The 15,071-nt window shown below is 64.5% G+C and carries 12 protein-coding genes; 7 read left to right on the top strand and 5 right to left on the bottom strand.

Annotation, left to right across the window (positions count from 1 at the left end):
• Positions 1–54 precede the first annotated feature (54 nt).
• The 3 genes from LB555_RS17160 to LB555_RS17150 form a co-directional block, all read right to left on the bottom strand.
• The gene (locus LB555_RS17160; RefSeq protein ID WP_140617393.1) at positions 55–1,062 is read right to left on the bottom strand and encodes an ABC transporter permease; all 1,008 of its coding nucleotides are present in this window, start codon (positions 1,060–1,062) and stop codon (positions 55–57) included.
• Positions 1,059–3,536: an ATP-binding cassette domain-containing protein gene (locus LB555_RS17155; RefSeq protein WP_140617392.1), complete on the bottom strand. Its 2,478-nt coding sequence runs from the start codon at positions 3,534–3,536 to the stop codon at positions 1,059–1,061. Before LB555_RS17155 ends, LB555_RS17160 begins: the two co-directional genes overlap by 4 nt.
• Before the next feature lie 72 nt (positions 3,537–3,608).
• Positions 3,609–4,631 (bottom strand): ABC transporter substrate-binding protein, encoded by a 1,023-nt coding sequence (locus LB555_RS17150; RefSeq protein WP_224683325.1) that lies wholly within the window; start codon positions 4,629–4,631, stop codon positions 3,609–3,611.
• A gap of 352 nt (positions 4,632–4,983) precedes the next feature.
• Here LB555_RS17150 and nanR point away from each other — a divergent pair, with 352 nt between their 5' ends.
• The 4 genes from nanR to LB555_RS17130 all read left to right on the top strand — a co-directional run bounded on the left by nanR (position 4,984) and on the right by LB555_RS17130 (position 8,805).
• On the top strand, positions 4,984–5,700 hold the full coding sequence (gene nanR / locus LB555_RS17145) for a transcriptional regulator NanR (protein ID WP_015318938.1): 717 nt from the start codon (positions 4,984–4,986) through the stop codon (positions 5,698–5,700).
• A 71-nt stretch (positions 5,701–5,771) separates the two neighbouring features.
• Positions 5,772–7,067 carry a ribulose-bisphosphate carboxylase large subunit family protein gene (locus LB555_RS17140; RefSeq protein ID WP_140715146.1) on the top strand — a complete coding sequence of 432 codons (1,296 nt, stop codon included), beginning with the start codon at positions 5,772–5,774 and terminating at the stop codon, positions 7,065–7,067.
• A gap of 46 nt (positions 7,068–7,113) precedes the next feature.
• Positions 7,114–7,959 (top strand): phosphogluconate dehydrogenase C-terminal domain-containing protein, encoded by an 846-nt coding sequence (locus LB555_RS17135; RefSeq protein ID WP_224582820.1) that lies wholly within the window; start codon positions 7,114–7,116, stop codon positions 7,957–7,959.
• Positions 7,960–7,977: 18 nt separating this feature from the next.
• On the top strand, positions 7,978–8,805 hold the full coding sequence (locus tag LB555_RS17130; RefSeq protein ID WP_224683324.1) for a sugar phosphate isomerase/epimerase family protein: 828 nt from the start codon (positions 7,978–7,980) through the stop codon (positions 8,803–8,805).
• 11 nt (positions 8,806–8,816) lie between these two features.
• Here LB555_RS17130 and mtnA read toward each other — a convergent pair whose 3' ends face one another.
• Both mtnA and mtnK read right to left on the bottom strand, forming a co-directional pair.
• A complete protein-coding gene (mtnA, locus tag LB555_RS17125; protein WP_224683323.1) occupies positions 8,817–9,911 on the bottom strand; it encodes an S-methyl-5-thioribose-1-phosphate isomerase in 1,095 nt (364 codons plus the stop codon).
• Complete coding sequence (mtnK, locus tag LB555_RS17120) at positions 9,908–11,182, bottom strand: S-methyl-5-thioribose kinase (protein ID WP_140661486.1); 1,275 nt, start codon at positions 11,180–11,182, stop codon at positions 9,908–9,910. Before mtnK ends, mtnA begins: the two co-directional genes overlap by 4 nt.
• Positions 11,183–11,318: 136 nt before the next feature.
• On the opposite strand from mtnK, the gene LB555_RS17115 reads away from it, so the two are divergent.
• From LB555_RS17115 to LB555_RS17105, 3 genes are all read left to right on the top strand, one after another.
• A complete protein-coding gene (locus tag LB555_RS17115) occupies positions 11,319–12,830 on the top strand; it encodes a sugar ABC transporter ATP-binding protein (RefSeq protein WP_224683449.1) in 1,512 nt (503 codons plus the stop codon).
• 81 nt (positions 12,831–12,911) lie between these two features.
• Positions 12,912–13,907, top strand: a complete 996-nt coding sequence (locus LB555_RS17110) for an ABC transporter permease (protein WP_140823384.1) — start codon at positions 12,912–12,914, stop codon at positions 13,905–13,907.
• Between the two features lie 49 nt (positions 13,908–13,956).
• Positions 13,957–15,006, top strand: a complete 1,050-nt coding sequence (locus LB555_RS17105; protein ID WP_140661484.1) for a substrate-binding domain-containing protein — start codon at positions 13,957–13,959, stop codon at positions 15,004–15,006.
• The last annotated feature ends 65 nt before the right edge of the window (positions 15,007–15,071 follow it).

Here is a 15,071-nt window from a genome sequence, read left to right as displayed (position 1 = left end):
CGTCACCTTATCTACTGGTATGATCACTCTACCACAGCTTGGCAAGAGAAATCATCACTCGGATTTCAGCGTGCCGTCGTCGCCTGCGCGGTCGACGGCGGCTCGCCTCGACAGCACCTGGCGGCCGGCCAGCGCCAGAACGAAGATGACGACGATGCCTTGCACGATGTCCTGCGCACCTGGCGGCAGGCCGACGATCTGCATGGTGGTGACGATGAGGATCAAAAGGATGCTGGCGAACAGCGTGCCGACGGCGCTGGCCGAGCCGCCGAAGATCAGCGTCCCGCCCAGAACCACCGCAGCGATCGACTGCAGGAGATAGGGCTGGCCCATTTCGAGGAAGGCGCCGCCTATATAAGCGCCGAGCAGCAGCCCGTTGAGCGAAGCCAGCACCGCCGAGATGATGAACGCCGACGCGATGATCCGGTTGTTGCGGATCGCCGCCAGTCGCGCGGCGGTGCGATTCTGGCCGACCGCCGACAGCAACTGTCCGAACACCGTGTAGCGCAGCACGAACGCGGTCGCGGCCACGCCGACAATGGCGATGACGGCCATGATCGGCACGCCGGAGACGCGGCCCGTCGCCAGCGTCTTCAAGAGCGGGCTGACGGCGAAACCCGATATGGCGCGGTTCGACAGCAGCGTTGCCGTCGCCAGCACATAACCCGTCGCCAGCGTGGCGATGATGGCTGGTATGTTCAGCCCGACGACGAGCAGCGAGTTCAAGCCGCCGACCGCAAGGCCGAGCAGGATCGCCGCACCCACGCCGATGGCGAGGTTGGCATCCTGGCCCTTGATGGTGAGCAGCGCCACGAAGGCGCTGAGCGTGATCACCGACGCCACCGAAAGGTCGATATTGCCGCGCCCGGTGGTGACGACGAACATCTGGCCTATGCCGACAACGGTCAGGAACGACGCCGATAGAATGATGCCCGACAGGCTGGAGAGGCTGAACCGGTTGGTGACGATGGACAGAACCAGCCAAAGCACGAGCACGCCGATCGCCGACCAGACCCAGCGGTTCTTCTGCGCCCACAGGCTGAAGGCGGCGAGGCCGTTCATTGTTCGCTCCTGCGGTCGGCGGTCAGGCTGCGCAGCGTCAGCAGGGCGATGAGGATCAGCCCTTGCGTTGCCGCGTTGAAGTCGCTGCTCACGTTCAGCGTGCCGAGCAAGGCGCCGATCAAGGCCAGCGTGACCGCCCCGGCGACGGCGCCGACCGGCGAGATGACGCCGCCCAGCAGCGAGCAGCCGCCCATCACCACGGCGGCGACGCTGAGCAGCGTGAACGAATTGCCGGAATTGATATCGCTTGCCGTGTTGATCGCGGTCAGCGACAGGCCGGCGGCAGCCGCGAACAGTCCGGCGACGAGGTAGCGCACCAGCGCATAGCGCGTCGGCGACCAGCCGGAGCGGATCATGGCGGTCGGATTGTTGCCGAAGCCGCGCAGCACCACGCCGAGCGGCAGCCGGTCGATCACCAGCACCACCAGCGCGACCGCGGCGATTAAGATGATGGAGGTGGGCAGGAAACCCAGTGACCAGCTGAACATCGCCGACAGCCATTCGGGGCTGGCGCCGCCCGGCGTCGGCTGCAGCGCGTAGCCCAGTCCCATCCAGATGAAAGAGGCGCCAAGCGTGACGACGATGGCTGGGATCTTGCGTGCCTGGATCAGGCCGCCAAGCCCGGCATAGGCGGCGACCGCCGCCACCAGCGCCAGCGCGCCGAGCCATGGCTGATCGTAGAGCAGCGTGGCGGAAAGCACGCTGACCAGGCCGGCAAAGGCGCCGACGCCGAGATCGATCTCGCTGCCGCCGACGATGAACATCTGCGCCGCCGTCACCAGCACCAGCGACAGCGCCGGCATCAGGAGCAGGTCGAGCCCGAAGATCGAAGCGACCGCCGGGTTGGCCGAGATCATCACCGCCAGCACGGCGGCGAGGCCGATGAAGGGAGCCGCGTTCACCAGCCGGCGGGCAAGCCCGGCGCCGGCAGAGCCGCTGCGACCGGCGCCGATGGCTTTGTCCGCCTGCTGGGCAAAGGACGCTCCAACGATGGCTGATTCCGTGATCGCCTCGCCGGCCAATTCCTTGACGATGCGGCCGCCGGAAAACACCAGCACGCGGTCGCAGGCCAAGAGTTCGGCATCTTCGGTGGTGTGCCACACCAGCGTGCGCCCGCTGCGCGCGATCTCGTTGCAGAGCCTGTAGAAGTCCTGCTTGGTGGCGATATCGACGCCGCGCGTCGGATCGTCGAGCAGCAGGATCGGCGTGTCGGCGACGAGCGCCCGGGCAACCAGCGCCTTCTGCTGGTTGCCGCCGCTGAGTTCGAGGATGTTGGAGCCGAAGCGCTTGTCGTCGAGCCGCAGCCGGCCGGCCGCTTCGGCCGCCGCCTCGCGGTTGGCACGCTGCGAAACCAGCCCCAGTGCCGGACGGCGGGCAAGGCTGCCAATGCTGATGTTTCCAAGCACGCTCCACAGCGGGAACACGCCTTCCTTCTGGCGGTCGCCGGCAATGAAACCGGCATCGCCGCTCCGGGTCACCGCGGCCCCTCTGGCGGAATCCGGCTCGAAAATGGCGTGCAGCAACTCCTTCTGTCCGCTGCCCTCGAGCCCTGCCAGTCCGATGATCTCGCCGCGGCCGATCTCGATGTCGCGGCCGAGCCCGGCAGTCAGGAAGCCGGACAGTTTGACCAGCGCCTCGCCGCTGCTGGCGGCAGTCGCGCTGTGCTGGTGGATCGAATTGGCGTCGCCGCCCATGAGCTGCACAAGTTGGCCAATCGAAGTGCCGGCGACATCGCCGCGCCAGGCGGTGCGCCCGTTGCGCAGCACCATCACCTGCGTGGCGATGTCGATGATTTCCTGCAGCTTGTGGCTGATGAAGATGAAGGCAAGGCCGGATTTGGCTCGTTCGCGGATGAAGGCCCGCAACTGCCTCGAGCGGTCGAGGTCGAGCGAGGAGGTCGGCTCGTCGAGCACGATCAGCTTGACACCCGGCGTGGCGGCGGCGCGCGCGATCTCGACCATCTGCCGCTCGGCGATGGAGAGATGGCCGACTTCGGCGTTCACATCGATGCCGTTGGCGGGAAAGACGGCGTCCAGCGCCGCCCGGGCGCGGGCTCGATAGAGCGCGCGCCAGCCCGGCCGGTTGCCTGCGTCGCCTGGCGTCTCCAGGAAGAAGTTCTCGGCCACGGAAAGGTTGGCGCACAGCGACAGTTCCTGATGCACCATGCGGATGCCGCGCCTTTGCGCCTCCGCCGTGTCGTAGTCGGCGAAGCCCACATCCTGGCCGGTGAACGAAATCGAGCCGAGGGTCGGTGACGTCGCCCCGCACAGGATGCGCATCAGTGTCGATTTGCCGGCGCCGTTGCCACCGACCAGGCCGATGATTTCGCCAGCCGAGACGGCGAGGTCGATCTGCGCATTCGCCAGCGTCGGCCCGAAGCTCTTGGTGATCCGCGACAGCGAGACGACGTTTGGCCTGGTGTCGGGCACCGTAGCGGCTGCACCCTCCGGATCGGTTACGGCGAGATGGGACATTCGTCCTCCGTTTCTTACGGGCAGGGGCCCGGCGCGGCCGTTGGGCGCGCCCGGTCCCTGGCAATGGCAGCCTTACTTGCTGAGCAGGTTCTGCTTGACCCAGTCGAGCGAATAGGTAGGGCTGATGATCTGGCCGCCCGGCAGCTTCGCATACTCCTTGAGATTGCTGGCATCGACCGTCGCCACCGGCATGATCATCAGCTTCGGTGCCTTGCCGCCCTTGAGCAGCGAAAGGCCGAGCCAGAACGCGGCGCCGCCAATCCCCGGCGTGGTGTTCATCGAGACGGTCTGGTAGCCGTTCTTGGCATTCTCTTCGGCCCACCATTTGACGAAGTCGGTGCCGCCGCCGCCTTCGATGATCGGCATCTTGCCGGCATAATCGCCGCCATACTGGACGAAGGCCTGGGCGATGCCGACATCGTCGCTGCCGCCCTGGCCGAGCACGGCGTCGACATGTGGCAGCGAGGGCAGGACGTTGGCGATCGCCGCCTGCGCGACCGAGGCGGTCGCCTGGCCGTAGACGGTGGCGACAACCTTGATGTCGGGATATTTCGCCAGCACCGACTGCTGCGCGTTGAACATGTCGCTGTCGGGCGCAGAGCCCTTCACGCCGCGCACCTGGATGACGTTGCCCTTGCCGCCGATCATCTTGAAGACGGCTTCGGCCTGGGCCGCCTTGTAGCCCTTGAAGTCGAAGTTGAGCTGGTAGTTGCAGGGCGCCGAAGCAACCGAATCGAAGGAAACGACGATGATGCCGGCCTTGCAGGCCTTTTCGATGATGCCGTTGACCGCGGTCTCCGAGGCGGCGTCGACGGCGAGCACATCGACCTTCTTGAGGATCAGCTCGGCGATCTGGCTGTTCTGCTGCGCCACCGAGCCGTCACCGTTCATGATGATGTAATCGGCGATCTGGCCACCTGCCTTGGCTTCCTTGGCCGAGGCCTCGAACGCCTCCACCATCTGGTGGCGCCAGGTGTTGCCGTAATAGGCGTTGGCGAGCGCGATCACCGGTTTGTCCGACGATGCGATCGCCGGCAAAACAGAAGCACTGGCCAGCGCGGCGCCGGCAAGCGCCGCCACAATTGAAAACTTCATGATCTCTCCTCCCAAAAACCGGCCGACCTGATCGGCTCGTCTGTCACTCCGTAAAGGTGTCTCTTCCGAAGGACACCATACCAGCTACATGTTATACCAGCATACCAAATAGGCAAGCCACTCGGAACCTCATTTGACTGAGTCGACGGGAGCAACGCGCCCGCCGGGTTCTCCGTCTCATCCCTGGCCAGTCGGGCCGTGCCGACACTATGTTTGCCGTCACGGCCGCGTCGAGACTGGCCACACTGGACGCTAGGTCATCATATGTGTAATGTCAATTATTAGCGGGGACCTTGCCTGTTGGTGCGACTCGGGATCGATTGCCCCCGGGAAACGATCAGGAGAGATGCGGATGGAACCGGTCCAGAAGAAGAAGTTGTATGTCGAGGTGCTCGATCGGCTGATGGCGGCGATCTCGACATCCGAATTTCCGCCCGGTTCCCAATTGCCGTCGGAAAAGGAACTGATGACGATGATCGGCGTCGGGCGGCCGTCGATCCGGGAAGCGATGCTGACGCTGCAGCAGATGGGGCTCATCCGGATATCGCACGGCGAACGGGCGCGCGTCATCAACCCAACGCCGGAGGTGATCGTCGATCAGGTCTCCGCGGCAATGGTCATGATGCTGGCGACGAATTCGCGCGGCCTCGAAGAACTCAAAGAAGTCAGGCTCTTGCTGGAAACGGGCCTGGTTCGGATCGCCACGCGACGCGCCACGGCCAAGAGCCTGGAACGGCTTGCCGGGACCTTGCGCCACCTACGCGAGGCGAAGGGCGACCAGGCTCGGTTCGTAACCGCCGACATGGAATTCCACGCCGTCATAGCGGAAATGAGCGGCAATTCGATGATCGCGGCCGTGGCCAAGGGCATGCTCGAATGGCTGTCGCGCTTCAAGCGCGATCTCGTGGCCGTGAAAGGCGCCGAGCGTCTGACGGTCGAGGAACACGAACGCATCTACAAGGCGATCGCCAGCGGCGACGCCGAAGGCGCCAGCGCCGCCATGGCGGACCATATAGGCCGCGCCAACGAACTCTATTCGAAACTGGCGGGCAACGACGGCGGGGACTGACAGTCGCAAATTTTTTGACCGGGAAAACTCATGTGATGACATGATGTCTTTTTGATGCTATCGCTCCCGTTATGAAGTTCATTCCAGCCGGGAAGCCTGCATTGACCGGTCGTCTTAACGCCACCTACCTGATCGAAACCCGCTATCCCATGGAGGTCGCCGCGGCCGCGATGGCGGGTGAGCAATCGAGCGGGACATTCCGTCCGATCCCTGGGGAGACGCCGGAACTGCTGCTCAGATTTGGCGCGCGCGTCGAATTCATCGAGGATCTTGGCGAGGTCGATGGCGAGGCGTTGCCGTTTTCGCGCGCGCCCGGAGATGCGGCGGCCGTCAGGCCGCGCCGGGCCAAAGTGGGTCTTTCCTGGAACATCGAGAACATGGGCACCGTGCTGGCTTCGGTCTGGTCGACGGTGCTCGGCAATCTGTTCGAGCTGCATCATTTCTCGGCCATGCGTCTGCTCGACGTCAGCTTTCCCGATGTCTTCGCTGATGCCTATCCGGGGCCGGCTTTCGCTGTCGAAGGCACGCGTCGTCTGACCGGCGTCACGGGACGGCCGCTGATCGGCACCATCGTCAAACCGAGCGTCGGCCTTACGCCGCGGGAGACCGCGACCCTGGCCGATACGCTGATCTCAGCCGGCCTCGACTTCATCAAGGACGACGAACTGATGGGAGATCCCCCGCATTCGCCGTTCGAACAGCGGTTCGAGGCGGTCATGGCTGTCATCGACCGGCACGCCGACAGGACTGGGCGCAAGGTCATGTACGCGGCCAACATTTCCGGCGACATCGACGCCATGCGCCGCCAGCTCGACCTGATCGAGCGCCGTGGCGGCACCTGCGCCATGCTTGTCCTCAATTCCGTCGGCCTGTCGGGTGTCGTCAAGATGCGCCGGCATTCCGCCGTCGCGCTGCACGGCCATCGGGCGGGCTGGGGTCTCTTCAGCCGTTCTCCTGATGTCGGCATGAGCTATCTCGCCTACCAGAAATTCTGGCGCCTGGCCGGCATCGACCACATGCACGTCAACGGGCTGTCCAACAAGTTCTGCGAGCCCGACGATTCGGTGATGGCATCCGCCCACGCCTGCCTCACTCCGATGTTCGGCCGGGCCGACCGGCCCGATACGGTGATGCCGGTGTTTTCGTCCGGACAGACCGCGGTGCAGGCGGGCGAGACCTATGGAAGGCTCGGCACGAACGATTTCATCTATTGCTGCGGCGGCGGGATCATGGCGCATCCCGGCGGTCCGGCCGCCGGCGTTCAAAGTCTGCACGATGCTTTCGAAGCCGCCGCGGCAGGCATTCCCGCGCGCGACTACGCCGCCACGCATCCGGAACTCGAGGCCGCGCTGCAAGCGTTCGGCTGAACCTGCGCCATCGGCGCGCCATCAAGAGGAAATGGGAGAGAAGCAAATGACGACATCCGTGGCGGTGCTTGGAGCCGGAGGGAAGATGGGCTTCCGCGTGACACGCAAGCTGATCGAAGCAGGTTACGATGTCCGCGCCGTGGAGATCGGCGAGGCCGGCCGCAAGCGGTTGGGAGAAGCCGATATCGCCGCCGTCGCCATGGAGGAAGGCATTCCCAGCGCCAAGGTCGTGGTGATGGCTCTGCCGGACAACATCATCGGCCAGGTGACGCGGCAGGTCTCGCCGATGCTTGCCAAGGGCACCATGATCCTCGTTCTGGATGCGGCCGCACCCTATGCCGGCGACCTGCCGAAGGACAGGCCAGATCTCACCTATTTCGTCGGCCATCCGTGCCATCCGCCGCTGTTCGGCGACGAGACGGAGTGGGCCGCGCGTCGCGACTATCATGGCGGCATCGCCAGGCAGTCGATCGTCTGCGCCCTGATGCAGGGACCTGAAGAGGACTACGCGCTTGGCGAGGAGGTGTGCAAGGCGATGTGGTCGCCGATCATCGACAGCCACCGGGTGACGGTCGAACAGCTGGCGATCCTGGAGCCCGGCCTGTCCGAAATGGTCGCCATGCCCTTCGTCGACACGATGGTCGAGGCCGTCGAGGAGTGCGAGCGCAAATATGGTATTCCCAGGCAGGCCGCGCTCGACTTCCTGATCGGTCATCTGAATGTCGAGATCGCCATGTGGTTCGGCTTCTCGCCGAAAGTGCCGTCCGACGCCGCACTGCGCCTGATGCGCTTCGCCAAGGGCGTCGTGGTCCGTGACGACTGGCGCGAGGCACTCTCGCCGGCCAAGGTGAAGGAAGCCTCGGAATTGATCGTCTACGGCAAGGGAGCCTGAGCCCTGCCTTCGCGGATCATGTCGGTCTCGACCGCTCTCTTCGACGGCTATTCCATGGAATTGGCCGTCGAGGAGATTGCCGCTGTGGGTGCCGCCCATGTCGAGCCGGCCTTTATCAGCGGCTATGTCGATTTCGACGAGGGTCTGTTTGCGGCTGCGCACGCCGCGAAGCTGCGCCGGGCAGCGGAACATGCCGGGCTGGGCATCAACGCCGTATCGGCTCATATCGACCTGTCGGGGCCCGATGCGATCGAAGCATTGTCCCGGCGGATCGGCTTTGCCGCCGGTCTTGGCGCTTCGTTCCTGATCACCAATGCCGGTCCGGCGAGAAACAGCACGGCGATCCGCGCGACGATCGAGGCTCTCCTGCCGAGGCTGGAGGAGGCCGGCATGGTTCTGGCGCTCGAAAACCCCGGACATGGCAGTGGCGATCTGCTCGGCAGCGCGCGATCGGGGGCAAGCTTCGTCCGCGACATCGGATCGCCGTACGTCCGCCTGAACCACGATGCCGGCAACATCTTCACCTACAGCGGCGAGACGATGCAGCCGGCGCAAGATATCGCCGATGCCATCGATACGGTTGGACATGCTCATCTGAAGGATGTCGTCAGCACCGGCGAGGGATGGGCCTTCTGCGCCATCGGCGACGGCTCTGTCGACTATGCATCCTACTGGGCCGTGCTGCCCGCCACGCTGCCAGTCAGCATCGAACTGCCATTGCGGCTGCAGCGCCCGCAGCGCAATGATCCCCAGCGGCGAAGCACGCCGGTGGATATCGGCACCATTCGCGGCGCCTTGCGGCGCTCGCTGGAATTTGTGAACGCGCTGGACAATGCCGAGTTCTGAGCGCGGCCCGCCTATCCCCGCTCGGGGAACATCGCCTTCAGCCCCTCGCGCGACGCTTTGGCGATGCCGCGCTCGGTGATCAGCCCGGTGACCAGCCGCGCCGGCGTCACGTCGAAGGCGGGGTTTGCCGCAGGCGTTGCTTCGGGCGAGACGCGAACCTGGGCGATCTCGCCGCTCGCTGTCTTGCCCCACACCAGCGAAACCTCGTCGCCGGAGCGCTCCTCGATCGGGATTTCGGCAAGTCCGTCGCCCACCGTCCAGTCGATGGTCGGCGAAGGCAGCGCAACGTAGAACGGCACGTCGTTGTCCGCGGCGGCGAGCGCCTTCAGATAGGTGCCGATCTTGTTGCAGACGTCGCCGTCGGCGGTGGTGCGGTCGGTGCCGACGATGACCATGTCGATTGCGCCGCGCTGCATCAGGTGGCCCCCGGCATTGTCGACGATCAGCGTGTGCGGCACGCCGTGGCCAGCCATCTCCCAGGCGGTGAGTTGGGCGCCCTGGTTGCGTGGGCGTGTTTCATCGACATAGACATGGACCGGAATGCCGGCTTCGACAGCGAGGTAGATCGGTGAAGTGGCTGTCCCGTAGTCGACCGTCGCCAGCCAGCCGGCATTGCAGTGGGTGAGGATATTGACCGTCTCGCCCGGCTGCTTGCGCGCCGCGATATCCTTGATGATGGCGAGACCGTTCTCGCCGATGGCGCGGTTGAGCCCGACATCCTCGTCGGCGATCTCATTGGCACGCCGGTAGGCGGCCGCGGCGCGTTCACCAAGCGGCAACGGCCGCAGGAAACGCCGCATCTCGTCGAGCGCCCAGCGCAGGTTGATTGCCGTCGGCCTGGTATCGTGCAGTACCTCCCACACAGTGTCGAGCGCTTCGTCGGATGCATCATCCGTCATCTGCATGGCGACGCCATAGGCCGCGGTGACCCCGATCAACGGTGCGCCACGCACCCACATGTCGCGGATCGCGGTGGCGACGCTGGCGACCGTGCCGAGCTTCTCGATGCGGAACTCATGCGGCAGCCAGCGCTGGTCGATGATATCAACTGAGCGGCCGTCGTCGCTCAGCCAGATGGTCCGAAAGTGGCGGTCACCGACGTTCAAATGCTGTTCTCCTGTTCGATCAGCGCGGCCAGATTGTTGACCTCGTCGATGCTGTGGATCTGGCGCCGGTTGACGGCGATGTGACGGCCGAATTTCAGTGCCTTCGCCTCACAACTGGCGCGCAGATCTTCATCGGCAATGGTCTCGAAGTCGGCATTGTGGGCGAGACCGAGGATGCGCCGGTGCACCTCGATGCCGGCGAAGCCGAGCAGATCGTCCCATATCTGGTGCAGGACATTATCGAGCGCCTGCTCGGCGCCCAGCCGGTCGCCCTGATCCTCGAACAGGCTTTTTTGATAGAGCATGCCGGTGCGCTCCGTCCGCCATAACAGCGAGAACTCGGCGCGGAACACGGCCCAGGTTTCAGCCGTGACGCCGAGCAGATAGGCACGCATGGCATCGCGCCTGCCGTTCTGCTCATGCCCGCGCTGCGAGAAGAAGGACATCCAGAAATTGGCGAGCAGCATGCCGACGTCGAAGGCCATCGGGCCGTAGAAGGCGAACTCCGGATCGATCATCCGCGTTTCCTGATCGGTGACCATGATCGAGCCGGAATGCAGGTCGCCATGCAAAAGCGTCTCGGCATTGGCGGCGAACATATGCTTCAGCCGCTGCGCCTCCACCTTGAGGTCGCGGTCGGCCCGCAGTTCCGCCACCAGCCTATCGAGCTGCGGACTGGTGTGGCGGTTCATCTTGGCGTCGAAATAGGGGTCGGAAAACACCAGGTTCTCGGTGATGTCGCAAAGCTCGACATTGTCGGCGAACAGCGCCAAATCCGCCTTGCGCTCCTTGGTCACCATCGACAGGTCCGAACCGCGAAACAGCGTGCGGGCCATGAACAGGCCGATATCCCTGGCAATGTTCGGCAGTCGGCGCCCGTCGATCAGGGCGCGCCTGAGAATGATGTGTGGCGGCGCCAGATACTCCATGATGATCAGCGCCTGGACCTCGTCGAAGTAGTAGATCTCCGGCACCGAGCCCGGCGCGCGCGCCTCTTGCCGGGTCAGTGCGTGGTATTCGAAGAAGGAACGTTTTAGCGGCAGCGGCCAGCTGTCGCCGACCAGGCGGACATAGGGCAGGGCCTGCTTGACGATGGCGCCGCCACTGGCGCCTTCGACGATGAACACCAGGTTCAGATTGCCGTCGCCAACCTCGCGAACTTTCCAGGCGCTCGCATCCTTGCCGATCTTCGCGCACAGCGCTTCGTTCGTGCCGAGACGGGTTGCGAGCGTCTCCACCGACAATGCTTCGAACGGCAAGTTCCCAGTCATCCTTGTCCCTCCCGCCTATGTGCTCCGATCATAAGGAGCCCAAGCGGCGGGGCCAAGCTAGGAAGCTGTCTGGCAATTGTCAATCGTGTTGACAATTGCCGACGTTGACCATAGCGTCATGACCAGGGAGGAACGCATGGTCGGCAATGCCGTGTTCCGCGTAGAGGGACTGAGGAAATCCTTTGGCCGCAACGAGGTGCTTGGCGGCATCGCGGTGGACCTCCATGCCGGCGAAGTGACCGTGCTGATGGGCGCCAACGGCGCCGGCAAATCCACCCTCGTCAAGATTATCAGCGGCGTCTACGAGCGTGGCGGCGGCTCGATGACCCTCGCCGGTGCGGAGTTCGCGCCGAACACGCCGGCGGAAGCGATCCGCGCGGGTGTCGTCACCGTGCACCAGAACATCAATGACGGCGTGGTCGCCGATCTCGATGTCGCCACCAATCTCACGCTCGACCGGCTGAGCGGCCGGGGCGTGCCGACCCTGTTCAATCCCGCTCGCGTGCGCCGTGAGGCCAAGGCGGTCGCCGACCGCATGGGGCTGGCCATCGATTTGAAGGCGCGCGTCAGCGATCTTTCGCTGGCCGACCGCCAAATGGTGGCGATTGCCCGGGCGCTGGCGCACCAGCCGAAAGTGCTGATCCTCGATGAGCCGACCTCGTCGCTCTCCAGTGCCGAGGCCGACAGGCTGTTCGCGCTGGTCGACCGTCTGCGCGAGCAGGGCGTGGCGATCCTCTATATCTCGCATCGCATGTCGGACATCAGGCGGCTCGCCGACCGCATCGTCTCGATGCGCGACGGTGTCGTCTCGGGCGCCTTCGATGCCAAGCCGCTCGATTATGAAGGCGCGGTCAACGCCATGCTCGGCCGCAAGATCCATCTCGACCGGATCGTGGCCAGGAGTTCCGCCAGGGCGGTCCTGAGCGTCGAAGGCCTGCGCATCGCGCAGGGCGCCAAGCCGATGTCGCTGACACTCGGCGATGGCGAGGTCGTCGCCATCACCGGCCTCGTCGGCGTCGGCAAGACCGCGCTTGCCGAGACGCTGTTCGGTGTGCGCCGGCCGCTCGACGGCACCATGACGATGAACGGCAAGCCTTATGCGCCGCGCTCGGCGGGCGACGCGATCGCCGCCGGCGTGTTCCTCGTCGCCAAGGATCGTGCGACCAGCGGCATCGTCGACGGCTTCAACATCGAGCGCAATGTCAGCCTGCCGTTTCTGAAGCGCATGTCCAGTCTGAGCGTGCTCAGGCGCCGCCTCGAACGCGCCACCGCGCGCAGGCAGATCGAGCAACTGGGCATCGTCTGCCGCTCCGAGAAGGACGAGATGTCGGCGCTGTCGGGCGGCAACCAGCAGAAGGTGATGGTCGCCCGCTGGATGGCGCAGAATGCCGCGCTGTTCATCCTCGACGAGCCGTTCCAGGGCGTCGACATTTCGGCCCGGCGCGACATCGCCGCCAAGCTGAGGGCCAGCGCCAATGGCCGCGCCACGCTTCTGTTCGTCACCGAACTCGACGAAGCGCTGGAGACGGCAGACCGGATCCTGGTGATGTCGGAGCACACGATCGTCGGCGAACACCGCAATGCCGATGTCGACCTCGACCGCCTGCTGGCCGAGGTTGCCGGTGGACCGCTGCACAGCGCTGCCTGAGCGTGGCGGCCGATGGAATTAGAATGGAGAGACCATGGCTGCGAGTTGGGTAAATGGGGCAGCGGCGCCGGGGTGCGCCGAATGACGCTGCGCGACTACGCCATCCGCTATGGGTTCATCGTGCTGCTGTTCGGATTGGTCGCCTATTTCGCGATCGCCGCCGACGGGTTCGTTTCGCCGCAAAGTGCCGTCTTCATCTTCCAGTCTGTCGCCATCACCGGTGTGCTGGCGCTCGGTGTTACCGCCACGCTTGTCGTCGGCGGCTTCGACCTGTCGATTGGTTCGGTCGCAACCTCTGCCATGATGGCTGCGGCCTATGTGATGGTGGTGCTGGAGCAAAACGCGTTCGTGGCGGTCATCGTCTGCCTGTTGATTGGCGCCATTGTCGGCCTGATCAATGGCTGGCTGATCGTCTACATGCGTGTACCCGATCTGCTGGCGACGCTCGGGATGATGTTCCTGCTGGTCGGCCTGCAGCGCATCCCCACGGAAGGCCGCTCGATCGCCACCGGCATGACCATGCCCGATGGCTCGGTCGCCAGCGGCAAGTTCTCCGATGCCTTCCTGGCGCTCGGCCGCCACCGCTTCGACTTCTTCATCCCAAACCTCATCCCGGTCTCGGTCGTCGTGCTTCTGGTGCTGGCCGTGCTGATCTGGTTCTTCCTCGAATACACCCGCTTCGGCCGCATGATGTATGCGGTCGGCAGCAATGAGCGCGCCGCCGAACTCGCTGGCGCGCCTGTCAAGGCATACAAGATCTGGGCCTACGTTATTTCAGGCGTTTTTGCCTCGATCGGCGGCATTTTGCTCGCGGCCCGGCTTGGACGCGGCGACATCGCCTCGGGTAATAATCTGCTGCTCGATGCGGTTGCCGCGGCGCTGATCGGCTACGCGGTGCTCGGCGCCGCCAAGCCGAACGCCTTTGGCACCGCCATAGGCGCGCTGTTCGTCGGCATCTTGCTGCAAGGCCTGACAATGATGAACGCGCCTTACTACACGCAGGATTTCGTCAAGGGCGTGGTTCTGGTCGTCGCCCTTGTCTTCACCTTTGCCCTTTCGGGCAGGGGCAGGAACTAGCATTCGGCCGGATAGGATTTTGGGTTCAACAAAAGTGGAGGAAAACAAGGTGAACATCACTAGAAGACTTCTGGGGAAAGTGGCGCTCGGGCTCGCCGGCGCAACCATGCTGATGCAGGGGGCATTTGCCGCCGACAAGCCGGCGCCGTTCGACAAACCCGGCGTCAAGATCGCACTGGTTCGCTATCTCTCGACCGGCGACTTCTTCCAGGCGTATCTGTCGGGCGTCGAGGCGCAGTCGAAGGCGCTCGGTATCGACCTGCGCGTGCTCGACAGCCGCCAGGACGCCGCCCTTCAATCCGACATGGTCGACCAGGCCATCGCGCTCGGCGTGCAGGGCATCATTATCCAGCACGGCCTGACGGAATCGATGAAGGACGCCGCCCAGCGCGCCGTCGACGCCGGCATCAAGGTGGTGGCATTCGACGTCAATGTCGAAAACCCCAAGATCCCGCAAATCGAACAGTCGGACAAAGATCTGGCACGGCTGGCGCTCGAACAGGCAGTCAAGGACAATGGCGAAAGCTGGAACGCCGGCTATGTCTATGTCGCCGGCATTGCTCCGCTCGACCGCCGCAACGAGACCTGGGTTGACGTCAAGAAAAAATATGCCGGCATAAAGGAAGCCGCCATGTTCGGCACGCTCGACAATCCGATCGCCAACTCCGTCGCCAACCAGGCGCGCTCGGTGCTGTCGGCGCACCCCGACATCAACGTGATGTTCGCGCCCTATGACGAGTTCGCCAAGGGCGTGAAGATCGCCGTCGACGAAGCCGGCCTGAACAAGAAGATCAAGATCTATTCGGCCGATATTTCGACATCCGACATCGCGGCGATGCGCGAGCCCGACAGTGCCTGGGCGGCTACCGCGGCGACCAACCCGGCAGTCGTCGGCCAGGTCTCGGTGCGCGCCCTGGCGCAACTGCTCGCCGGCGAAGATCCCGGCCACAACGTCATCGTGCCGCCGACGCTGATCACCCAGAAGGAACTGATCGACAAGGACATCAAGAACATGGAGGACCTGTCGGCCAAGCTGCCGCAGTTCGCCCATGCCGATGTCGCCATGCCGGCCTGGATGCCGAACCCCAACGCGAAGTAAGGCTCGTCAACACACAAAGGAAAAGGGCGGCCCGTGAGCCGCCCTTTTTATTGTCAATTGGAGGT

The sequence above is a fragment of the Mesorhizobium sp. BR-1-1-10 genome, assembly GCF_020165595.1.
In the GTDB taxonomy this organism is placed as follows: domain Bacteria; phylum Pseudomonadota; class Alphaproteobacteria; order Rhizobiales; family Rhizobiaceae; genus Mesorhizobium; species Mesorhizobium australicum.
The sequence above is the reverse complement of the archived record's forward strand: the minus strand, read 5'-3'. Positions and strand labels throughout refer to the sequence as shown.